Raw genomic sequence first — 21,717 nt, forward strand, 5'->3', positions numbered from 1 at the left:
GTCAACAGCCGGAAACATGACGCTGACGCCTCTGCAACATCACCCGCGTACGGTGACGACATGAGCACCAGTCCCGCCCTCGGCACCCATGTGGTCGTCGTGGGCGCGGGCATGGTCGCCCACCGGTTCGTCGAGAGCCTGCTGAGCCGCGCGGGTGAGGAATGGCGGGTCACCCTCATCGGCGAGGAGCAGCGGCACCCGTACGACCGCGTCGGCCTCACCGGCTTCTTCGCGGGAGCGTCGGCCGAAGACCTCGAGCTCGAGCGGGCCGTCCTCGAGGACGATCGTGTGCGCTTCCTCCGCGGCGACGCCGTCACGCGCGTCGACCGCTCAGCGCGGCGCGTCACCACGCGCAGCGGCACGAGCGTCGCCTACGACCGGCTGGTGCTGGCGACCGGCTCGTATGCCGCACGGCTCGCGGTCGACGGCTTCGGACTGGAGGGATGCTTCGTCTACCGCACGCTCGACGACGTCGAGAAGCTGGAGGCGTTCGTGCAGCGTCGCTCGGCCGAGCTCGGCCGACCGCTCATCGGCACCGTGATCGGCGGCGGCCTGCTCGGGCTGGAGGCCGCCGGAGCACTGCAGGGGCTCGATGTGGACTGCACGGTGGTGCAGTCGTCCGACCGGCTGATGTCGGCGCAGCTCGATCTCGCCGCCGGCAACGCACTGCGCCGTCTCATCGAGTCGCGCGGCATCAGCGTGAAGACCGAGGCGGTGACCACGCGCCTCGACCCCGACCGATCGGGTCAGGTGACGGGGCTCGAGTTCCGCGACGGCACGTACGCCCGCACCGACGTCGTGGTCTTCACCGTCGGCGTGCGGCCCCGGGACGAGCTCGCGCGCGGTGCCGGGCTGGACGTCCACGAGCGCGGCGGCGTGCTCGTCGACGCCGGGTGCCAGACCTCCGATCCGCGGGTGTTCGCGATCGGCGAGGTCGCCAACTACGACGGCATGTGCGTGGGGCTCGTCGCCCCCGGCTATGCCATGGCGGAAGTCGCTGCGACGCGGCTGCTCGGGGGCGAGGCATCCTTCCCCGGATACGACCTCTCCACCAAGCTCAAGCTCTCGGGCGTGGACGTCGCGAGCTTCGGCGACGCGTTCGCCGAGACGCCCGGGGCGCTCGACGTCACCTACGCGGACCCGGTGGCGGGCGTCTACAAGAAGCTCGTGCTGTCGGACGACGCCAAGACGCTCTTGGGCGGCATCCTGGTTGGCGACGCCTCAGCGTACGGGTCGCTCCGTCCCCTCGTTGGCGGCGCGTTGGGCGGCGACCCGGCCGCCTACCTCATGCCCGAAGGCGGCGTCGCGGCGCCGACCGGCGACCTCCCCGACGAGGCGCTCGTCTGCTCCTGCAACAGCGTCACCGCCGGCGCGATCCGCCACGCCGTGCACGAGGACGGCTGCACCGACGTCGCAGGCATCAAGGCCTGCACGAAGGCCGGCGCCGCCTGCGGCTCGTGCGTGATGATGGTCAAGAAGATCGTCGGCACCGAGCTGGCCAAGTCGGGTGCGGCGCTGAGCAACGCCATCTGCGAGCACTTCGACATGTCCCGCCGCCAGCTGTTCGACGCTGTGCGCGTCTCGGGGCTGACCACCTTCAGCGCGGTCATCGATCGCTTCGGGTCCGGACGCGGCTGCGACATCTGCAAGCCCGCTCTCGCCAGCATCCTGTCCACTCTCGTGCGCGGCCACGTGCTCGACGGCGAGAACGCGACCCTGCAGGACACCAACGACCACGTCATGGCGAACCTCCAGAAGGACGGCAGCTACTCGGTGGTGCCCCGCATCCCCGGCGGCGAGATCACGCCGGAGGGTCTCCTCATCATCGGCCAGGTCGCGAAGGACTTCGGGCTGTACACCAAGATCACCGGCGGCCAGCGCATCGACATGTTCGGCGCGCGGCTGGAGCAGCTCCCCGACATCTGGAAGCGCCTGGTCGACGCGGGCTTCGAGTCCGGGCACGCGTACGGCAAGTCGCTGCGCACGGTGAAGTCGTGCGTCGGCTCGACCTGGTGCCGTTACGGCGTGCAGGACTCGGTCGGCATGGCCGTCCAGCTGGAGTTGCGATACCGGGGACTGCGCTCGCCCCACAAGATCAAGCTCGGCGTCTCGGGCTGCGCCCGGGAGTGCGCCGAGGCGCGCGGCAAGGACGTCGGCGTGATCGCGACCGAGTCCGGCTGGAACATGTACGTCGGCGGCAACGGCGGTTTCACCCCCCGCCACGCGGTGCTGCTGGCCGAAGGCCTGAACGACGACGAGCTGCTGACGGCGATCGACCGCTTCCTGATGTACTACATCTTCACGGCCGACCGCCTGCAGCGCACCGCGCCGTGGTTCGAGGATCTCGACGGCGGCATCGAGGGTCTGCGCGAGGTGATCTTCGACGACAGCCTCGGCATCTGCACCGATCTGGACGCGGCCATGGCCGCGCACCTCGACTCCTACGAGGACGAGTGGAAGGCGACGCTCGAAGACCCCGAGAAGCTCCGCCGCTTCGCCTCGTTCGTGAACGCTCCGACCACGCCCGACCCGTCCCTCGCCTACACCGCCGAGCGCGGACAGCCCCGACCCGCCACCGATGACGAGCGCGCCGACTCGCGCGTGCTCATCGCCGGAACGACCCTGGAGGTGCGCCGATGACCCTCGTCGATCCGCAGACGGAGGAGTACACCGCTCCCGACGGCTGGGTGCGCGTGTGCGCCCTCGACGACCTGGAGGTCGAGCGCGGCAGGGCGGCGCTCCTCGGCGGCACCCAGATCGCCCTGTTCCTGCTGCACGGCCCCGACGGCACGGCCGGGCGCGTGCACGCGGTCTCGAATCTCGATCCGTACAGCCACGCGCACGTCATCTCGCGCGGCATCGTGGGCACTCGTCAGGACGTCCCGACGGTCGCCTCGCCGATGTACAAGCAGGTGTTCGACCTCCGCACCGGTGTCTGCCTCGACACGCAGGGCAAGGAGCCGATGAGCCTGCACGTGTGGCCGGTCGCGGTCGACGGCGGCCACGTGCTGGTCCGGTGGGACGGCGATCGATGAGCGGGCGTGCACGGGACGCGATCGGCCGCGTCGACCTCGTCGGCGGCGGCCCGGGCCCGATCGACCTGCTCACGCTGCGCGCGTGGCGCCTGCTGATGCGCGCCGAGGTGGTGGTGATGGACCGCCTGGGTCCCACCGACATCCGCGACCATCTCGGTCCCGATGTCGAGATCATCGACGTGGGCAAGCACCCCGGACACCACCCCGTGCCGCAGGAGGAGATCAACGAGCTGCTCGTCTCGCGCGCACGGCAGGGCAAGCGCGTCGTGCGCCTCAAGGGCGGCGACCCCTTCGTCTTCGGCCGGGGTGGCGAGGAGGTCGCCGCGTGCCTGGCGTCCGGCGTCCCGGTCGACGTCGTGCCGGGCATCTCGAGCGCCGTCGCCGTCCCGCAGGCGGCCGGCATCCCGATCACCCATCGCGGCGTCGCGGGGTCGGTGCACATCGTCAACGGACCGTCCGAGGTGACCGAGGCCACGCTCGCGGCGCTCCGCGACGACAGCGTGACGACAGTGATCCTGATGGGCGTCGGCGCGCTCCCCCGCATCGTCGCCGACGCGCTGCAGGCGGGAGTGCCGCTCGACCGCCCCGTGGCGATCGTCGAGCGCGGCCACCATCGCGATCAGCGCACGACGCACAGCACGCTGGGTACGGTGGTGTTGGATGCCGGTGTCGCCGGCGTGCGCAACCCCGCGGTCATCGTGGTCGGCGAGGTCGCCCGCGCGGGGCTGCTGCTTCCCGAACACCAGCTGGCAGGTGACATCGTCCGTTGAGCTCCACCACCCGTCCCACCCTCTCGGCCGCGCTCGAGGGCTGCACGATCGTCATCGCCGTCGACCGGCGCTCGTCGGAGCTGGCCGCTGCGCTGGAGCGGCACGGCGCCCAGGTGCGCCACGCCCCGGCGCTCACGATCGTGCCGCACATCGACGACGACGCCCTGATCGCCGCGACCCGCGAACTCATCACCGAGGCGCCGGATGTCGTCGTCGCGACGACGGGCGTCGGCTTCCGCGGGTGGATGGAGGCCGCCGACGAGGCGGGGCTGCTCGATGATCTCCACGCCGCGCTCAGCCGGGCGCAGATCGTCGCGAGAGGACCGAAGGCCCGAGGCGCGATCCAGCAGGCGGGACTCACCGCCGACTGGGTGGCAGAGTCCGAGACGTCGGCGGAGCTCGGCGAGTACCTGCTGGCCGAGGGCGTCGCCGGTCGTCGCGTGGCGGTGCAGCACCACGGCTCCGGTGCCGACGGACTGGATGAGCTGTTCGCGCAGGCCGGCGCCGAGGTGGTGAGCCTCACGGTGTACCGCTGGGGTCCTCCGCCCGACCCGGCCGCGGTGTCGCGCTCGGTCGTCGCCGCCGCCCAAGGGGAGGTGGACGCGGTGCTGTTCACGTCGGCTCCCGGAGCGGCCGAGTGGATCACCGCCGCCCGTCAGGAGGGCGCGCTCGAGGCGATCGTCGACCGCGAGTCCGAAGGGCGGCTGCTGATGGCCGCCGTCGGGCCCATCACCGCCGGGCCGCTGCAGGATGCCGGCCTCCAGCCCCTGATCGCCGAGCGCGGCCGACTCGGCTCGCTGGTGCGGGCTGTCGTGACCCACTTCGGCGGCGGCGGCGCCGCGTCGCTCCCCACTTCGGCGGGCCGCCTCGAGCTGCGCAGCACCGGGATCGTGCTGGACGGGCGGCACATCGCGCTCTCTCGCAGCGCCACCGACATCGTCGCTGCGCTGTTCGACGCACAGGGCGGCGTCGTCTCGCGCCCGCGCCTGCAGGCGGCGCTCCCCCGCTCCGGTGAGAACACGCACGCTGTCGAGATGGCGGTCGCCCGCCTGCGCGAGTCGCTCGGCGTTCCCGACCTCGTGAAGACCGTCGTCAAGCGCGGCTACCGGCTCAACGTCATCGAACCCGCCTGAGACGTCCGGGCCCGACACAGCAGGCGTCCGCGCCCGCCTTGGCCGGGCGCCCGCGGCCCGCCGCCGCCCGTGTCAGACCGCCGGGTCAGCGCCCGCCACGGCGTCGTCGGTCGGCAGCAGGTCGGGCCGGTGCGCACGCGTGCGCTCCAGGCTCTGCTCGCGCCGCCACGCGGCGATCGCACCGTGGTTGCCGCTGAGCAGCACCGGCGGCACCTCGTGCCCGCGCCACTCGGCGGGCTTGGTGTAGCTGGGGTACTCCAGCAATCCGAGCTCGTGCGACTCCTCGACGAGGCTCTCGGGGTTCCCGACGACGCCGGGGATCAGGCGCGACACCGCCTCGATCACCGCCATCGCAGCGACCTCGCCGCCGTTGAGCACGTAGTCCCCGAGGCTGACGAGGCGCACCCGGCCGCGCTCCGCGTAGTGGTCGACGACGCGCTGGTCGATGCCCTCGTAGCGCCCGCAGGCGAACACCAGGTGCTTCTCCTGCGCCAGCTCGCGTGCCATCGGCTGCGAGAACAGCTCCCCCGCCGGCGACGGCACGAGCAGCACCGCCTCGTCGGTCAGCACCTCGTCGAGCGCCTCGCCCCACGGCTCGGGCTTCATCACCATGCCGGCGCCGCCGCCGTACGGGGTGTCGTCGACGGTCCGGTGGCGGTCGTGGGTCCAGTCGCGCAGATCGTGGACGTGCATGTCGAGGATGCCGCGATCCCGGGCCTTGCCGATCAGCGAGACAGCGAGCACGTCGAAGAACGTCGGGAAGATCGTGACGATGTCGACGCGCATGCCTTCGAGATTACCGTCCTGGGTTCTGCCGCCCCGCCGAGCGTGTTTCCGACGTGTGACGGGGCACCCACCTCTCGGACGCGCGAGCGGTGAGGCAGAAGTGACGGAGAAGTAACCGCCCGGGCAGACGGGCCGAAACACCCGCTTCCTAGCGTGGGAGACACACTCACCCCCAGTGTCTGCATATCAGGGAGGCGCCATGACAACGACCGATACGCCGTCGATGACGGATACCGCTGCTCCGCCCCGCTCCATCTCGCCGGCCGACGCGCCGGTCACCCTCGTCCACCGTCCCGGCCGCTGGATCGACGGCTGGAACGCCGAGAACCCGATCTTCTGGCAGGCCCAGGGCCGCGCGATCGCCCGCCGCAACCTCGGCTGGTCGATCTTCGCGGAGTTCCTCGGCTTCATCATCTGGCAGCTGTGGAGCATCGTCGTCGTGATGCTGCCCGCAGCCGGCTTCACGTTGTCGAGCTCGGAGCTCTTCTGGCTGATCTCGGTACCGAGCCTGGTCGGCGCGACTCTGCGCTTCCCCTACACCTTCATGGTCGCGATCTTCGGCGGCCGCAATTGGACCATCGTGTCCGCCGCGCTCCTCCTCATTCCGGCGACCCTGCTCGGATTCGTCGTGGCGAACCCCGAAACACCGTTCGCCGTCCTGCTCCTGGTCGCGGCCCTCGGCGGCGTCGGCGGCGGCAACTTCGCGAGCTCGATGGCCAACATCACCTACTTCTTCCCGCAGAAGGAGAAGGGCTGGGCGCTCGGCCTCAATGCGGCCGGCGGCAACCTCGGCACGTCGGTCGCGCAGTTCGCCGTCCCGATCGTCGTCACGATCGGCGCCGGTGCGACGCTCAACATCTCCCTCGCGGGCTGGATGTGGATCCCGCTGATCCTGGTGGCGATGTGGGGCGCATGGCGGTACATGGACAATCTGTCGTCCGCGAAGGCGGACTTCGCAGGGGCCGCGGCGGCACTGCGCGAGCCGCACCTGTGGATCATGGCCCTCCTCTACATCGGCACCTTCGGGTCATTCATCGGCTTCGCCAGCGTCTTCCCGAAGCTCATCGCCGACCAGTTCCCGGACTTCTCGACGTTCCAGATCGGCTCGACGTCGCTCACGCTGGCCTTCCTCGGCGCCCTCGTCGGATCGCTCGCCCGTCCGTACGGCGGCCGCCTGGCCGACCGCTTCGGCGGCGCACGCGTGACCGTCGGTGCCTTCTCCGTCATGGCGCTCGGTGCGCTGGCGCTCGTCTGGACGCTCCCGCTGCGCAACTTCTTCGTGTTCCTGGCCTGCTTCCTGGTGCTGTTCGCGGCGACCGGCATGGGCAACGGATCGACATACCGGATGATCCCGAGCATCTTCGCCGCGCGGTCGCAGGCCAAGGGATACGAGCCCGGCTCGCCCGAGGCGACGAAGATGCTGCGCAAGTCGGCGGCCGCCCTTGGCCTCATCTCCGCGATCGGCGCGTACGGCGGATTCCTGGTGCCGCAGGTGCTCAACGCCTCGCAGCTCGCCACCGGCGGCTACCAGGCCGCGTTCTACGGCTTCGTCGCCGCATACGCCAGCCTGCTGCTCCTCACGGTGGTCGTCTACGTCATCCCGCGGACCTCGCTCGCGAAGCAGCGCATCTGACCCTGCCCACACCGCGGATGAGCGGATGCCTCGACCCGAGGCATCCGCTCATCCTTTGCGTCCGCGTGGGATGGGCCCACCCGGTCCCGTTTCGAATCGCTCACTTTGCAGCGAACCGGTGCCCGAAACGGCAAAGTGAGCGATGCGAAAGCGGTGCGCGGGCGGTCGAGCCCCGACGTCAGTAGACGTCGCGGGCGTAGCGCTCGTCGGCGGCCATGCCACGGATGTACTCGGCGGCGGCTTCTTCGGAGAGCTTGCCGTGCTGCTGCGCGATCGCGACCAGCGTCGCGTCGACGTCCTTGGCCATGCGCAGGGCGTCGCCGCACACGTACACGTGAGCCCCCTCCTCGAGCCACCGCCACAGCTGCGCGCCGTGCTCGACCATGCGGTCCTGCACGTAGATCTTCTGCCGCTGGTCGCGTGAGAAGGCGACGTCGAGGCGCGTCAGGAATCCGTCTTCGTGCATCTCGGCGAGCTCGTCGCGGTAGTAGAAGTCGCTCGCCGCGTGCTGCTCGCCGAAGAACAGCCAGTTGCGGCCGGTGTGGCCGTCGGCGCGACGGTCGTGCAGGAAGCTGCGGAACGGTGCCACGCCCGTGCCCGGACCGATCATGATCATCGGCCTGTCACCGATCGACGGCGGACGGAAGGCCGGCGACCGCTGCAGGTAGACAGGCGCCACGAGCGCGTCGCTGTCGGCGAGGAAGGTCGAGCAGACGCCACCGCGCGCACGGCCGGTCTCGGTCTCGAAGCGCACCACCGAGACCGTCAGCTCGACGGTGTCGGGGTCGGTCTTCGGGCTCGACGAGATCGAGTACTGGCGGGGCTGCAGGCGCTTGAGCACGCCGGCCCAGTCCGCTGCCGTCGCCCCCACCGGAAAGTCGCGGACCAGGTCGACGGCCTGCTGGCTCCACAGGAACTGCTCCAGCCGACCCTTGTTCTCGCGCCGCAGCAGTGCGGCGAGCATGCTGTCGCCGCTGCGCTCGGCGATGAAGCGCACCAGGTCGACCGGCGTCTTCGTGATGTCGAGCCGCGTGCGCAGCGCGTCGGCGAAGGTGCGCTCCTCGCCGTCGAGCTCGACGATCGCGTGCGGTGCGATGCCGGTGGCATCGAGCCACTCGGCGACGACGGCGGGCGAGTTCGCGCACACCACGCCGAGCGAGTCGCCCGCCTCGTAGGTGGCGCCCGACGCGGACAGGTCGAACGCGAAGCGCCGCACCTCCTTCTGCGAGCCGGGTCCGCTCAGCAGCTCGTTGCGCACGAGCGGGGCGTGCACCGGGTTGCCGCGTGTGAAGAGGCGTCGGGCGGGCGCTGCGGGTGCGGAGACGGATGCCGCGACCGCCGCACCCTCGGCCGTCAGCGTCTCGAGGATCTGGGTGAGCCACGCCTCGCGAGGTTCGTCGGCGTCGGGTTCGAGGTCTAGGCGCTCCAGCAGCGCCGTGGCGCCCAGTTCGCCCAGCCGCGCGTCCAGACGCCGTCCGTGGCCGCAGAAGTCGTCGTAGTTGGAGTCCCCGAGCGCCAGGACGGCGTAGCGGAGCCCCGACAGCTCGGGTGCGCCGTCGGCGTTCAGCTCGTGCCAGAGCGCGGCGGCATTGTCGGGTGGGCCTCCGTCGCCGAAGGTGGAGGTCACGACGAGCAGCCGCCGCACGTCGGTGAGATCCGTGGCCCGGAGTTCAGCCATGCTCCGCGCCCGCGCGGGGATGCCGCGTGCGGCGAGGGCCGCAGTCGCCGACGCGGCGAACTCTTCGGCGTTCCCGGTCTGCGATCCCCACAGCACCACGACCTCGTCCGCCGCGTCCGTGGGAGCCTGCGTGACGACGGCCCGCGAGAACGCGCCCGCGAGCACACCGTCGAACCAGGCGCGGGCCAGGGCCCCGAGCGGCGCCTCCGCCGGCAGCACGGGCACCTCGCCCGGCGCGAGCGACACCGACCGGACCGTCGAGAGGAACCCGGCGAGATAGGCGCCTTCGCGATCACTGAGCGCCGGCGGGGTGAGGTCGACGCCCGCACCCGCGAGCGCGGCGTCCGCGGACGCCGAGGGTGACTCCGCTGCTCCGGGGCCCGGGCCCACCCGCCGGAGCGAGACGGCGGCGAACTTGAACTCCGGCTGCGACGAGAGCGGGTCGACGGCGTCGCTCGTCACGGCGTTGACGGTGACGTACTCGCCGTGCTCGTCGTTCCAGTGGAAGGGCGCGAAGAGACCGCCGCGCTGCACCCGGTCGGTGACGACGGCCGGCACCACGAAGCGCCCGCGACGGGAGGCGACCTCGACCTGGTCGCCGTCGGCGATGCCGTGGCTCTGCGCGTCGTCCGGGTGCACCTCGACGAACGGGCCGGGGTGCAGCTTCGCGAGCTTGGCCACGCGGCCGGTCTTGGTCAAGGTGTGCCAGTGATGCGGCAGGCGGCCGGTGTTGAGCACCCACGGGTAGTCGTCGTCGGGCAGCTCGGCCGGCGCGAGGTGCGGCCGCGCCAGGAACTGCGCGCGCCGCGACGGCGTCGCGAACGCCAGCCGGGGAACCGTGCCGTCGTCCTCGACGTGGAGCGACTGGCTCACGCCGTCGTTGAGATAGCGGATCGGATGCCGCGTCTCGGCGTCGTCCGGCGGCGCGGGCCACTGCACGGGCGTCTCTCGCAGCCGCTCGTAGGTGACGCCGCGCAGGTCCCACCCGGTCTGGGGGTTCCAGAACCGGCGGATCTCGTCGAACACCTCGTCGCTCGAGGTGAAGTCGAACCCCTCGAAGCCCATCGCGCGGGCGATCTGGCAGATCGTGAGCCAGTCCGGCTGCGCCTCCCCCGGTGCCGGGACGACGTCGCGGACCAGCGTCAGCGTGCGATCGCTGTTGACCGTGACGCCGTCGGCTTCGATCCACAGTGTCGCGGGCAGCAGGATGTCGGCGTAGGCGGTCGTCGCGGTCTCGGTGTAGACGTCCTGCGCGATGACGAGCTCGGCGGTCTCGAGCGCCTCGATCACCGTCTTGCGGTTGGCGACCGATGCGACGGGATTGCTGCAGATGATCCAGACGGCCTTGATCTCACCCTCCGCGGCCCGGCGGAACATGTCGATCGTGCCCGAGCCCGATTCGGCCCGGATGGTGCCGGGCTCCAGCTCCCACACGTCTTCGACGAACGAGCGGTCGGCGGGACTGAAGACTGCGCGCTGGCCCGGCAGGCCCGGCCCCATGTACCCCATCTCGCGGCCGCCCATGGCGTTCGGCTGGCCGGTCAGCGAGAACGGCCCGCTGCCGGGCCGGCAGATCGCGCCGGTCGCGAGGTGCAGGTTGCAGATGGCGTTCGTCGACCAGGTGCCGTGCGTGGACTGGTTGAGTCCCATGGTCCACAGCGTCATCCACTCGCCGGCCTCGCCGATCCAGCGCGCGGCGGTGCGGATGTCGTCCTCGGCGAGCCCCGTCAGCTCGGCGACCCGCGTCGGCGGGTACTCGGCGAGAAGCTCTGCCATGTGCTCCCACCCCTCGGTGTGGGCGGCGATGAACTCCTCGTCGATGTCGCCGGCTTGCACGAGCAGGTGCAGCAGCCCGTTCAGCAGGGCGAGGTCGGTGCCCGGCTGGATCTGCAGGAAGAGGTCGGCGCGGTCGGCCGTCGTCGTCCGGCGCGGGTCGACGACGATGAGCTTCGCACCCTGCTTGAGGCGGTCCGCCATGCGCAGGAACAGGATCGGGTGGCAGTCCGCCGTGTTCGATCCGATGACGAAGAACAGGTCGGCCCTGTCGAAGTCCTCGTACGAGCCGGGAGGCCCATCGGCGCCGAGCGACTGCTTGTAGCCGGTTCCGGCCGAGGCCATGCAGAGCCGCGAGTTGGACTCGATGTGGATGCCGCGCAGGTATCCCTTCACGAGCTTGTTGGAGAGGTACTGCGCCTCCATGCTCATCTGTCCCGAGACGTAGAGCGCGATGGCATCGGGGCCGTGCTCGTCGAGGATCGCGCGCAGGCGGGCCGCGGCATCCGTCACCGCATCAGCGACCGCAACCGATGCCGCGGGCTCGCCGCGCCGCGGTCGCACGTGTGCCGAGGTCATGCGCCCGGGAGCCTGCATGAGCTCCGCGTGGGTCGCGCCCTTCGTGCAGAGGCGCCCGGCGTTGGTCGGGTGGGCGCGGTCGCCGGCGACCTTCGCGATGGCGAGCGGATGCCCCGCCCCGGCGTGCGAGGTCGTCACCGAGATACCGCAGCCGACGCCGCAGTAGGAGCACACGGTGCGCACTTCGCCCATGCCTCACATGGTCCCGGATGGAGGTTCCGGGGCGTTTCCCGCCGTGTTTCCCGCAGATCACATCTGCCGCACGCGCGGCCGCGCCGCGTCGTGAAGGCGCTCAGGCCGAGGGAGCGTCCTCGTCCTCGTCGGGCTCGGCGGGAGCCTCGTCGCCGTCGTCCGGAAGCTCCTCGAAGAGTCCGGCGGGCGGCGTGACGATCAGGCGCCCGGCGGCGATGTCGACCTCGGGCACGATCGCCTTGACGAACGGCACGAGCACCTCTTCGTCGCGGACCTTCACGATGAGCAGGTCCTGCGCCGGGAGATGATCGACGCGCGCGACCTTGCCGACGACCTGACCGTCGCGGAACACGTCGAGACCGACCAGCTGGTGGTCGAACCAGGCGTCGTCCTCGGCGGGTGAGGACTGCGCGTCCTCGTCGATCCACAGGATCGCGCGGAGCAGCTCCTCGGCCGCGGACCTGTCGTCCACGCCCTCGAAGAACGCCACCGGGTGGCTGTTCATGAACTTGAACTCGCGCACCGTGAGCGGCTTGCCGTGCCACGGCGACGACTCCGGCACCTGCAGGGTGAAGGTCGCGCCGGGTACGAAGCGACCCTCGGGGTCGTCGGTGTACAGCTCGAGCTTGATCGCGCCCTTCAGACCGTGCGCCTTCACGAGGCGGCCGACGCGCAGCTGGGTCTTGCCGGCGGGGGGAACGGCGTTCACGGGCTTGCGGGCGTCAGCGCCCGATCCCGCGGTGTTCTCGCCTGACACCTCAGTCATCCGCCACGTCGACGCGCACACGGCGCCCGTCGGCGAGGGCGGTGATGAGAGTGCGCAGGGCTTTGGCCGTGCGGCCGCCGCGCCCGATCACGCGACCCCGGTCCTCGGGGTGGACGTGCACCTCGAGCACGTCGCCTCGCGGCGACGTGGACGAGTCGATGCGGACGTCGTCTGGGTGATCGACGATCCCCTTGACGACGTGTTCGAGCGCGGCGGCGAGCAACGGATTACTCGGCGGACTCGGCGGCCTCGTCGGCCGCGTCGGTCGCCTCGTCGGCGGGAGCCTCGGCGGGCTCCTCGGCCTTCTTCTCAGCCTTGGGCTTGATGACCGACTTCTTCGAGGAGTCCACCTCGAAGGCGGCCTTGTCCTCGCGGGTCTTCACGGTCGAGACCGCGTCCTTGTCGCCCTTGAACTGGCCCCAGTCGCCGGTCAGCTTGAGGATGGCGAGCACCTGCTCGGTCGGCTGCGCGCCGACCGACAGCCAGTACTGCGCACGCTCGGAGTCGACCTCGATGAACGAGGGCTCCTCGGTGGGGTGGTACTTGCCGATCTCCTCGATGACACGGCCGTCGCGCTTGGTGCGCGAGTCGGCCACGACGATGCGGTAGTAGGGCGCACGGATCTTGCCGAGGCGCTTGAGACGGATCTTGACAGCCACGATTCTCCTGAATGTGTGGAAAGTGATTGAACCGATCGCCTGGAGCGTGGGGTGCACACCCGGCGGAAGCTCTGAAGGGAGGATCTCCGCGCTGGATAGAGGGTCGAGCGGGTGATCCAGCCCTCTATTCTGCCAGATGACGCAGCATGCCGTGAACCAAGCGGGTGCGATGTGTCCCCATGCGAGACTGTGCCCATGACGGTGCCCTTCGCGACATCCTCCCGCTCCTCCGTCGGTCTGGAATGGGAGCTCATGCTCGCCGACACCGCGTCCGGCGACCTCATCCCCGCAGCTCCCGACCTGCTCGCCGCCCTCGAAGAGGACTCCAGCCTCGAGCGCTACACCGTCACGGGCGAGCTGCTCACGAACACCGTCGAGGTGACCAGCGGCATCGGCGACACGGTCGCCGCCGCCGTCGACGACATCGCCGACGCGATCGCCGCAGTCCGCACGTACACCGACCGGCACGGCATCGATCTGCTGTGCGCGGGCAGCCATCCGTTCGCGCAGTGGTACGACCAGAGCGTCACCGACAAGACCCGCTATCACAAGCTCATCGAGCGCACCCAGTGGTGGGGACGCAACATGATGATCTGGGGCATCCATATCCATGTCGGCGTGAACGACGTCAACAAGGTGTTCCCCATCATCAACGCCCTCGCCGTCTACCTCCCGCACCTGCAGGCGCTGTCGGCCTCGAGCCCGTTCTGGGCGGGCGAACGCACCGGCTACGCTTCCAATCGCGCACTGGTGTTCCAGCAGCTGCCGACGGCGGGGCTGCCCTGGCCGCTCCAGGACTGGCGCCAGTTCGAGGGGTACCTCGAAGACATGGTGCGCACCGGAGTGATGGAGGACGCCACCGAGGTGCGCTGGGACATCAGGCCGGCTCCGCGCTGGGGCACGATCGAGGTGCGCGCGTGCGACGGCATGTCGACGCTGCCCGAGCTCGCCGCGATCGCCGCGCTGGTGCAGGCGCTGGTCGAGCTCTTCTCGCGGCGGATCGATGAGGGCCTGCCGCTCGAGACGATCCAGCCGTGGTTCATCCGCGAGAACAAGTGGCGGGCGGCCCGCTACGGCCTCGACGCCCGCGTGATCGTCGACCACGAAGGCACCCAGCGACTCGTCACCGATCACCTGCGCGAGACGCTGGCAGAGGTCGCCGACATCGCCGTCGAGCTCAAGTGCGCGCGCGAGCTGTCGGGCATCGAGGCGATCATGACGGGCGGCGCGAGCTACTCGCGGCAGCTTGCGATCGCCGACGCGGCGGACGGCGACCTCCGCGAGGTCGTGCGCCACCTCGTCGGCGAGTTCCGCTCCGGCCCGACGCTCCGCGAGCACCTCGCCGCGCTCGGCCACTGACCACGAGGCGTTTCAGGCGACGGATGCCGCGGGCGCGGCATCCATTCGATCCGGCGTCAGCCGCGACCGAGCATCTTCTGCAGTTCGGCGAGGTCGGCCTCGCTGGGCATGCCCTTCCCGCCGGCGCCGGCGGCCGCCGCGCCGAGGCCGAAGCCCGACCCGGTCGGCGCCTCAGCGGCCTGCGCGGCGATGCCGGCGTTCTCGGCGGCGCGCTTGGCCGGGTTGCCCGACCGCGAGCCCTTGGCCTTCTGCTGCTTGCCGCGCTTGGACGAGGCACCCGGGCGTCCGGCGCCGGGGACCGGCCCCATGCCCGGGATGTTCGGCACACCGCCGCGGGCGACGGTCTTCATCATCTTGGCCGCCTGGTCGAAGCGCTGCACGAGCTGGTTGACGTCCGTCACGGTCATCCCGGAGCCGCGCGCGATACGAAGCCGGCGGGAGCCGTTGAGGAGCTTGGTGTTGCGGCGCTCGGCCGGTGTCATCGAGCGGATGATCGCCTCGGTGCGGTCGATCTCGCGCTCGTCGAAGTCCTCGAGCTGCTGCTTCATCGAGCCCATGCCCGGGAGCATCCCGAGCATCTTCTTCATCGAGCCCATCTTGCGCATCTGCTGCATCTGCTCGAGGAAGTCCTCGAGAGTGAACTGCTCGGTGGCGAGCTTCTCGGCGACCTTGAGCGCTTCCTCCTCGTCGAAGGCCTGCTGCGCCTGCTCGATGAGCGTGAGGATGTCGCCGAGGTCGAGGATGCGCGACGCCATGCGGTCGGGGTGGAACGCCTCGAGGTCCTCGAGACCCTCACCGGTCGACGCGAAGATGATCGGGCGTCCCGTCACGGATGCCACCGACAGCGCCGCACCTCCACGGGCGTCACCGTCGAGCTTCGACAGCACGACGCCGGTGAAGTCCACGCCGTCCTGGAACGCCTTGGCGGTGTTGACGGCGTCCTGTCCGATCATCGCGTCGATGACGAACAGCACCTCGTCGGGGTCGGTCGCCTTGCGGATGTCGGCGGCCTGCTTCATCAGCTCGGCATCGACGCCGAGACGCCCGGCGGTGTCGATGATGACCACGTCGTGCTGCTGACGACGGGCGACCTCGACGCCGTCCCTGGCGACTTTCACCGGGTCGCCCACGCCGTTGCCGGGCTCGGGCGCGTAGATCGCGGCGCCCGCGCGCTGCGCGACCACCTGCAGCTGGTTGACGGCGTTGGGACGCTGGAGGTCGGCGGCGATGAGGAGCGGCGTGTGGCCGTCCTTCTCGAGCTGGCGGGCGAGCTTTCCGGCGAACGTCGTCTTGCCCGATCCCTGGAGGCCCGCAAGCATGATCACGGTCGGCGGGTTCTTGGCGAACTGCAGACGGCGCTGCTCGCCGCCGAGGATCGCGATGAGCTCCTCGTTGACGATCTGCACGACCTGCTGCGCCGGGTTGAGCGCCCGGTTGACCTCGTCGCCGAGCGCGCGCTCGCGCACCTTGGCGGTGAACTCCTTGACGACGGGCAGCGCCACGTCGGCGTCGAGCAGCGCGCGCCGGATCTCACGGACCGTGCCGTCGACGTCCGCGGGCGTGAGCTTGCCCTTGGTGCGGAGGTTGCGGAAGGTCTCGGTGAGCCGGTCGGAGAGAGTGCCGAAAGTCGCCATGATGCCCCGATTCTACGCGAGCGGATGCCGCAGCCCGCCGCCGTCGCCGCGTTCCGCCCGCCTGTCCCGATCTGCCGCCCGATGCAGCGCTTCGCGACGGGCGAGCGTTCACGGGGCGGAGCGCCGCGTCTTCACGCGTGGGCACCCTCGGGCGCGCGCTCGTAGCCGGACGGCGTGAGCATCAGCTCCGCCTGACCGCCGGTGAGCGCGCGCAGATCGAGCACGTACCGCGCAAGCTCGGCCTCAGGGACGGTCGCGATCACGCGGGTGCGTCCATCCGCGTCGGTCTCCGTCCCGACCACGCGACCGCGCCTTCCCGACAGGTCCGTCAGCACCAGCCCCTGCCCGGCAGCCGGCACGGTCACGACGACAGTGGAGACCGGTTCGAGCAGCACCGCGCCGGCCTGAGCGAGCGCCGCCCTGACCCCCATCGCCGCGGCCGTGCGGAAGGCCATCTCCGACGAGTCGACCGAATGCGACTTGCCGTCGTAGAGCTCGACGCGCACGTCGACGACGGGATGCCCGAGCGTTCCCCCGGAAGCGAGGGCGTCGCGCACGCCCTTCTCGACCGCCGGTATGTAGGAGCGCGGCACGGCGCCGCCGACCACCGAGTCGACGAATTCGAAACCGCCGCCCGGAGGCAGCGGAGCGACTCGCAGCATGACGACGGCGAACTGACCGTGCCCGCCGGACTGCTTCTTGAGCTTTCCCTCGGCCGCCGCGCCGTGCGCGATCGTCTCGCGGTAGGCGACCGGCGCTGGCGCCGTCGTGACATGCACGCCGAGCACCCTTGCGAGTCTCTCGACCGCGACCGCCACGTGCGTGTCGCCGAGTCCGCGCAGGATCGTGTCGGGCCCCGCGCGATCCACGACGAGCGTCGGGTCCTCGGCGAGGAGGCGACCGAGCGCCGTGGTGAGCTTCGTGTCGTCCGACTGCGACACCGGTCGCAGGCTCGTCGCGAAGACCGGCGGTCGAGCGGGAAGCCGCGCAGGCCGGGCGTTGGTCTGCGCTCGACTCCACAGGAGCGAGCCCGACGGCGTGCCGGCGAGCTTGGCGACGGCCCCGATGTCGCCGGCGCGCAGCGCGTCGACCGGCAGGTGGTCGGCCCCCCGCAGTCGGAATAGCCCCGGCATCCGCTCATCGACGCCTGTGGTCGCGTTGCGCAGGCGGTCACCGGGACGCAGCACGCCGGAGAGCACCTTCAGCATCGCGATCTGGCCCACGAACGGGTCGGCGACCGTGCGGAATACGTGGACGAGCGTGTCGCCCGCAGGGTCGGAGGCCACGTCGTGCTCGCTGCCTCCCTGGCCTTCTTCGTCCACACCCAGCAGGATGCTGCTGTCACGGTCGGCCACGGCGGGCGCGAACTCGCACAGGAGGTCGAGGACGCGGTCGATGCCGGTGCCCGTCGTCGCCGAGCACACCACGACCGGGATGCCGTCACCCGCGGCCACCATGCGGGCGAGGGTTCGTCCGAGCTCGGCCGGCGGCGGCTCGCGCCCCTCGAGGTATGCCTCGAGCTGCTCGTCGTCGCGCGACACGATCTCCTCGGTGACCTCCTGGTGCAGGCGGTGCTCCTCCTCCGCGAGCTCGGACGGGACCGGGGCATCGTGGTGACCGCCGTCGGCGTCGTAGAGCACAGCCTGCTCGGTCAAGACGTCTGCGACTCCGTGAAACGACTGCGCTTCCCCTACCGGCAGTTCCAGCGCCCAGACGCGGTCGCCGAACTCTCCGCGGAGCTGATCCAGCACGGCGCGGAACGAGGCACGCGCGCGGTCCTCCTGCGTCACGACGACGACCCTCGCGACACCGGCGGCCCCTGCCGCCGACCGCGCGGCGCGGGCGCCGGCCGTCACGCCGTCGATGGCGCTCACGACGAGGACGGCCACATCGGCGACCGCGAGCGCCGCGTCGACGGCCCCCACGAAGTCGGGGTGCCCGGGCGTGTCCATCAGCGTGATGCCGTGGTCCACGTCGGCGAAACGCCATGACAGCCAGGCCGGAGACAGCCCGAGCGTCGTGTGGCGCGCGATCTCCTCGGGTTCGTGGTCGCACACGGTCGTGCCCTGCTCGATCGACCCGAGGCGCGAGATCGCGCCGGCGCGGTGCAGCAGCGCCTCGGCCAGCATCGTCTTGCCCGAACTCGTCGCACCGACGAGGGCGACCGAGCAATGCCAGGCGGACGCGGATGCCGATTCCACGGTGACCTCCCACGACGATGTGCGATGGGGACCATCGTCCACCGTCTCGGACGTCGCCGGAAGAGCACCGCGCGGACGCGAGTCGCCGGATGCGCCGGCGACTCCGCGACCGCGGGTCAGCCTGCGGGGCCGAGCTCCTGGAAGAGCGTGAGCTGGAGACCGCCCGGACCCCGCAGGCGCGCGTTGCGCGAGTTCCAGGGCGTGACGCGGGCGGACGCCTCGATCTCGGCGCCGCCGTGATCCAGACGCGCGACCGCGGCATCGGTGTCTGCCACCTCGAGCGCCAGGCGGATGCGGTCGCTCGGGGCGTCGCCGTCGGTCTCGACGCGGTCGATGAACTCCACCTGGGCGGGATTGGCGATCTCGAGCGTCGCGCGCCCTGCCGCGAGGATCGCGACGCGCGCGCCCCCGTCTGCCTCATACGCCTCGGCCTGCGGCATCCCGACGACGTCGCGATAGAACGCCAGGGTCTGCTCGAAGGCCGCCGCCTGCACGACCACGCGCAGCTGGGCGACCTCACCGACCGGCACCGGCGATGACACCGGCGCCGCCGCGTCGGCGGCCAGGGAGAGGAAGCGGGAGAGCGAGGTGCGCCCGGCGCCGTCGTGCGCCCAGGCCTCGATGGCGGCGAGCACCGCACCGCCCCAGGCGGCGCCGGCGACTTCGGCGCGCACACGGTCGGCACCGGCGCGCACCAGGCGCGCCGACACCGCCCGCGCCACGCGCGCACGGCGCAGTGCGGCATCGCGCTCGTACTCCGCCTCGAGTCCCATGGCGGTGGCATTGACGATCCCGAGGGCGAGACTGTCGGGCACGAACGAGTCGGCGATGGCCAGCGTCGCGGCGCGGACGGCGGCTGCGGCATCCGTCCCGTCCTCGCCGGCGAGGGTCTCTTCGAAGGTCGTGAGCCGCTCGTCGAGCCCGGCCCAGAGCACATCCGACTTCGATGAGAAGTAGTTGAAGAAGCTCGAGCGGCTGACCCCGGCTCGCTGGGCGATGTCGACGATCGAGGTCTGCTCGTAGCCCTGCTCGAGGAACAGCTCGCAGGCGGCCTCGGCGATGGTCTCACGCGACGACGCCTTGGGCCTTCCCGCGCGCGACTCCGTGGACATGAAGCCACCCTAGGGCGCGACGCGCGGCGCGCGCCGATTCGCGGCGACGGACACGCCCCCGCGTCGACGCGGCGACCCGGATGTATTGTTGGACGCGATCCAGCAATCGCCACAAGCGAAGGAGCACGATGCTCGACATCCAGACTGTCGGCCTCTCCCCCGACTACGTCCCCTACCTCGACGGCTGGGCCCTCCAGCGCGAGGTGCACGCCGGCGTGGTCGCGGGCACGCGGCCCGACACGCTGCTGCTGCTGGAGCATGAACCGGTGTACACGGCGGGCGCGCGTACCGCGCGTCACGAACGCCCGACCGACGGCACGCCCGTCGTCGACGTCGACCGCGGCGGCAAGATCACGTGGCACGGCCCGGGCCAGCTCGTCGGCTATCCGATCGTCCGGCTGGCCGAACCGGTCGACGTCGTCGCACACGTGCGCCGGCTCGAGCAGCTGCTGATCGAGGTGCTCGCCGAGTACGACGTCGAGGGCTATCGGGTCGAAGGCCGCAGCGGCGTGTGGGTGCGCCGCCCCCTCGGTGAGGACAAGGTCGCCGCCATCGGTGTGCGCGTGCAGCGCGGCGTCACGATGCACGGCTTCGCCCTCAACTGCGACAACTCCCTCGCCGGCTTCCGCGGGATCATCCCGTGCGGGATCACGGATGCCGGGGTGACGACGCTCAGCGAGATCGCCGGCGCCGACATCGCCCCCGCCGACGTGCACGACACCGTGACCCGCGTGTTCGCCGCCGACTTCGCGGGGGTGCCGGCATGAGCGCGTGCGGCACGGCCTCGAGCGCGTCGGCGGGCGCCGCGGGCGCGGCATCCGTCCCCTCCTCCGGTCCTGACGGACGCAAGCTGCTGCGCCTCGAGGTGCGCAACGCCCAGACGCCCATCGAGCGGAAGCCGGACTGGATCAAGACCCGGGCGAAGATGGGACCGGAGTACCAGGCGCTGCACTCTCTCGTGAAGACCGAGGAGCTGCACACGGTCTGCCAGGAGGCCGGCTGTCCCAACATCTACGAGTGCTGGGAGGACCGCGAGGCGACGTTCCTCATCGGCGGCTCGCAGTGCACCCGCCGCTGCGACTTCTGCCAGATCGACACCGGCAAGCCGGCCGACTACGACATCGACGAGCCGCGCCGCGTGGCCGAGAGCGTCGTGCGCATGAACCTGCGGTACGCGACCGTCACGGGCGTCGCGCGCGACGACCTGGCCGACGGCGGCGCGTGGCTGCACGCCGAGACGGTGCGGCAGATCCACGCGATGAACCCGAACACCGGGGTCGAGATCCTGGCGACCGACTTCAACGGCGACCCGGCGCTGCTGGGAGAGGTCTTCGACAGCCGGCCCGAGGTGTTCGCGCACAACGTCGAGACGGTGCCGCGCATCTTCAAGCGCATCCGGCCCGCCTTCCGGTACGAGCGGTCGCTCGACGTGCTGACGCAGGCGCGCGACGCGGGCCTCATCACCAAGTCGAACCTCATCCTCGGCATGGGCGAGGAGCCTGAGGAGGTCGTGCAGGCGCTGGAAGACCTGCACGCCGCGGGCACCGACATCATCACGATCACCCAGTACCTGCGCCCGACGCCCCGGCACCTTCCGGTCGCCCGCTGGGTCAAGCCGCAGGAGTTCGTGGAGTTCAAGGAGGAGGCCGAGCGGATCGGCTTCCTCGGCGTGCTGGCCGGCCCGCTCGTGCGGTCGTCGTATCGGGCAGGGCGCCTATGGGCGCAGTCGATGCTCTCGAAGGGCCGCAGCATCCCCGATCACCTCGCGCACATCGCCGAGGACGTACACGTCGAGCGCGGGTTCGCGCAGGCCGTCTGAGGCGCGCCGGCCGGGCGAAGCCGGGCGAACCGCGCGGGTTCAGTCCGCGCTCGTCACGGACAGCACGCCGCCGTCCGAGTCGAGGTTCACCAGCAGCACGTCGTCGGTGGCGTCGGGGTCGAGCGCGTACTCGAGCACCGCGAACGGGTCGGCGCCGCCGTGCTCGTCGGCGAGGATCGTCATGCTCATGAGCTGCAGCGAGCGGATGACGTCGATGTGGACGTCGCCAGAGATGTCGACCAGAACGTCCTCGAGCGCCTCCCCCAGCGCCTCCTGCTGCTGCAGGATGTACTCGGTCACCTCGCTGGTGCGATCGCTCAGTTCGTTCACCATCGCGTTGCGCGCGCTCCGATCGATGTCCTCGATCGAGGAGATCAGCGCGGCCGCGACGTCGAGCGCCGCCTCGGAGACGTCGTCCTGGTCGGGGGCCGTCAGATCCACCGTGACGGACTGGTCGCCCAACTCGACGTTCTCCGACCAGAAGATCGATCCGTCAGGCCCCGATTCGAGGAGTCCGAAGTAGTCGTGCTCGATCGCCATGACCCCATGAAAGCGCAACGAGCGCGTCGGCGATAGCCCGAACGCGGC

17 protein-coding genes are annotated in these 21,717 nt (G+C 70.9%); 8 read left to right on the top strand and 9 right to left on the bottom strand.

Annotated elements, in window-relative coordinates; genetic code table 11:
- Nucleotides 1-60: 60 nt before the first annotated feature.
- Genes nirB through IM770_RS03240 form a run of 4 tightly spaced genes read left to right on the top strand, consistent with a single transcriptional unit; the run spans nucleotide 61 to nucleotide 4,938 of the window.
- Nucleotides 61-2,640, top strand: a complete 2,580-nt coding sequence (nirB, locus tag IM770_RS03225; RefSeq protein WP_203579653.1) for a nitrite reductase large subunit NirB — start codon at nucleotides 61-63, stop codon at nucleotides 2,638-2,640.
- Nucleotides 2,637-3,035 carry a nitrite reductase small subunit NirD gene (nirD, locus tag IM770_RS03230; protein WP_203579654.1) on the top strand — a complete coding sequence of 133 codons (399 nt, stop codon included), beginning with the start codon at nucleotides 2,637-2,639 and terminating at the stop codon, nucleotides 3,033-3,035. Before nirB ends, nirD begins: the two co-directional genes overlap by 4 nt.
- Nucleotides 3,032-3,805 (top strand): uroporphyrinogen-III C-methyltransferase, encoded by a 774-nt coding sequence (gene cobA / locus IM770_RS03235; protein WP_203579655.1) that lies wholly within the window; start codon nucleotides 3,032-3,034, stop codon nucleotides 3,803-3,805. The genes nirD and cobA overlap by 4 nt, the downstream gene beginning before the upstream one ends.
- Nucleotides 3,802-4,938, top strand: a complete 1,137-nt coding sequence (locus tag IM770_RS03240) for a uroporphyrinogen-III synthase (RefSeq protein WP_203579656.1) — start codon at nucleotides 3,802-3,804, stop codon at nucleotides 4,936-4,938. Before cobA ends, IM770_RS03240 begins: the two co-directional genes overlap by 4 nt.
- Nucleotides 4,939-5,010: 72 nt before the next feature.
- Here the strand turns inward: IM770_RS03240 and trmD are convergent, their stop codons facing one another.
- The gene (gene trmD / locus IM770_RS03245) at nucleotides 5,011-5,724 is read right to left on the bottom strand and encodes a tRNA (guanosine(37)-N1)-methyltransferase TrmD (protein WP_203579657.1); all 714 of its coding nucleotides are present in this window, start codon (nucleotides 5,722-5,724) and stop codon (nucleotides 5,011-5,013) included.
- 199 nt (nucleotides 5,725-5,923) lie between these two features.
- On the opposite strand from trmD, the gene IM770_RS03250 reads away from it, so the two are divergent.
- A complete protein-coding gene (locus tag IM770_RS03250; RefSeq protein WP_203579658.1) occupies nucleotides 5,924-7,357 on the top strand; it encodes an MFS transporter in 1,434 nt (477 codons plus the stop codon).
- A 178-nt stretch (nucleotides 7,358-7,535) separates the two neighbouring features.
- On the opposite strand, the gene IM770_RS03255 is transcribed toward IM770_RS03250, so the two are convergent.
- The 4 genes from IM770_RS03255 to rpsP all read right to left on the bottom strand — a co-directional run bounded on the left by IM770_RS03255 (nucleotide 7,536) and on the right by rpsP (nucleotide 13,004).
- Nucleotides 7,536-11,579, bottom strand: a complete 4,044-nt coding sequence (locus IM770_RS03255) for a bifunctional nitrate reductase/sulfite reductase flavoprotein subunit alpha (protein WP_203579659.1) — start codon at nucleotides 11,577-11,579, stop codon at nucleotides 7,536-7,538.
- Nucleotides 11,580-11,679: 100 nt separating this feature from the next.
- The gene (rimM, locus tag IM770_RS03260; protein ID WP_203579660.1) at nucleotides 11,680-12,345 is read right to left on the bottom strand and encodes a ribosome maturation factor RimM; all 666 of its coding nucleotides are present in this window, start codon (nucleotides 12,343-12,345) and stop codon (nucleotides 11,680-11,682) included.
- Complete coding sequence (locus IM770_RS03265) at nucleotides 12,338-12,568, bottom strand: RNA-binding protein (protein ID WP_109210617.1); 231 nt, start codon at nucleotides 12,566-12,568, stop codon at nucleotides 12,338-12,340. Before IM770_RS03265 ends, rimM begins: the two co-directional genes overlap by 8 nt.
- A gap of 4 nt (nucleotides 12,569-12,572) precedes the next feature.
- Nucleotides 12,573-13,004 (bottom strand): 30S ribosomal protein S16, encoded by a 432-nt coding sequence (rpsP, locus tag IM770_RS03270; RefSeq protein WP_203579661.1) that lies wholly within the window; start codon nucleotides 13,002-13,004, stop codon nucleotides 12,573-12,575.
- A gap of 195 nt (nucleotides 13,005-13,199) precedes the next feature.
- On the opposite strand from rpsP, the gene IM770_RS03275 reads away from it, so the two are divergent.
- Nucleotides 13,200-14,363 carry a glutamate--cysteine ligase gene (locus IM770_RS03275; RefSeq protein WP_203579662.1) on the top strand — a complete coding sequence of 388 codons (1,164 nt, stop codon included), beginning with the start codon at nucleotides 13,200-13,202 and terminating at the stop codon, nucleotides 14,361-14,363.
- A 56-nt stretch (nucleotides 14,364-14,419) separates the two neighbouring features.
- Here IM770_RS03275 and ffh read toward each other — a convergent pair whose 3' ends face one another.
- From ffh to IM770_RS03290, 3 genes are all read right to left on the bottom strand, one after another.
- Nucleotides 14,420-15,997, bottom strand: coding sequence for a signal recognition particle protein (ffh, locus tag IM770_RS03280; RefSeq protein WP_203579663.1), 1,578 nt, complete (start codon nucleotides 15,995-15,997; stop codon nucleotides 14,420-14,422).
- Nucleotides 15,998-16,128: 131 nt separating this feature from the next.
- The gene (locus tag IM770_RS03285; protein ID WP_307785360.1) at nucleotides 16,129-18,198 is read right to left on the bottom strand and encodes an elongation factor G; all 2,070 of its coding nucleotides are present in this window, start codon (nucleotides 18,196-18,198) and stop codon (nucleotides 16,129-16,131) included.
- Nucleotides 18,199-18,314: 116 nt separating this feature from the next.
- Nucleotides 18,315-19,310 (bottom strand): TetR family transcriptional regulator, encoded by a 996-nt coding sequence (locus IM770_RS03290; protein WP_203579664.1) that lies wholly within the window; start codon nucleotides 19,308-19,310, stop codon nucleotides 18,315-18,317.
- A 128-nt stretch (nucleotides 19,311-19,438) separates the two neighbouring features.
- On the opposite strand from IM770_RS03290, the gene lipB reads away from it, so the two are divergent.
- Nucleotides 19,439-20,077 (top strand): lipoyl(octanoyl) transferase LipB, encoded by a 639-nt coding sequence (lipB, locus tag IM770_RS03295; protein ID WP_239065614.1) that lies wholly within the window; start codon nucleotides 19,439-19,441, stop codon nucleotides 20,075-20,077.
- A complete protein-coding gene (gene lipA / locus IM770_RS03300; RefSeq protein WP_372430628.1) occupies nucleotides 20,074-21,129 on the top strand; it encodes a lipoyl synthase in 1,056 nt (351 codons plus the stop codon). Before lipB ends, lipA begins: the two co-directional genes overlap by 4 nt.
- A gap of 39 nt (nucleotides 21,130-21,168) precedes the next feature.
- Here the strand turns inward: lipA and IM770_RS03305 are convergent, their stop codons facing one another.
- On the bottom strand, nucleotides 21,169-21,669 hold the full coding sequence (locus IM770_RS03305; RefSeq protein ID WP_109210622.1) for a DUF2004 domain-containing protein: 501 nt from the start codon (nucleotides 21,667-21,669) through the stop codon (nucleotides 21,169-21,171).
- Between the last annotated feature and the right edge of the window lie 48 nt (nucleotides 21,670-21,717).

The organism is Microbacterium hibisci, from assembly GCF_015278255.1.
Lineage (GTDB): Bacteria > Actinomycetota > Actinomycetes > Actinomycetales > Microbacteriaceae > Microbacterium > Microbacterium hibisci.

Coding starts and splice junctions, on each gene's coding strand:
- nirB (WP_203579653.1), top strand. CDS start 61: ATGAGCACCAGTCCCGCCCTCGGCACCCATGTGGTCGTCGTGGGCGCG.
- nirD (WP_203579654.1), top strand. CDS start 2,637: ATGACCCTCGTCGATCCGCAGACGGAGGAGTACACCGCTCCCGACGGC.
- cobA (WP_203579655.1), top strand. CDS start 3,032: ATGAGCGGGCGTGCACGGGACGCGATCGGCCGCGTCGACCTCGTCGGC.
- trmD (WP_203579657.1), bottom strand. CDS start 5,724: ATGCGCGTCGACATCGTCACGATCTTCCCGACGTTCTTCGACGTGCTC.
- IM770_RS03250 (WP_203579658.1), top strand. CDS start 5,924: ATGACAACGACCGATACGCCGTCGATGACGGATACCGCTGCTCCGCCC.
- IM770_RS03255 (WP_203579659.1), bottom strand. CDS start 11,579: ATGGGCGAAGTGCGCACCGTGTGCTCCTACTGCGGCGTCGGCTGCGGT.
- rimM (WP_203579660.1), bottom strand. CDS start 12,345: ATGACTGAGGTGTCAGGCGAGAACACCGCGGGATCGGGCGCTGACGCC.
- IM770_RS03275 (WP_203579662.1), top strand. CDS start 13,200: ATGACGGTGCCCTTCGCGACATCCTCCCGCTCCTCCGTCGGTCTGGAA.
- ffh (WP_203579663.1), bottom strand. CDS start 15,997: ATGGCGACTTTCGGCACTCTCTCCGACCGGCTCACCGAGACCTTCCGC.
- IM770_RS03290 (WP_203579664.1), bottom strand. CDS start 19,310: ATGTCCACGGAGTCGCGCGCGGGAAGGCCCAAGGCGTCGTCGCGTGAG.
- lipB (WP_239065614.1), top strand. CDS start 19,439: ATGCTCGACATCCAGACTGTCGGCCTCTCCCCCGACTACGTCCCCTAC.
- lipA (WP_372430628.1), top strand. CDS start 20,074: ATGAGCGCGTGCGGCACGGCCTCGAGCGCGTCGGCGGGCGCCGCGGGC.
- IM770_RS03305 (WP_109210622.1), bottom strand. CDS start 21,669: ATGGCGATCGAGCACGACTACTTCGGACTCCTCGAATCGGGGCCTGAC.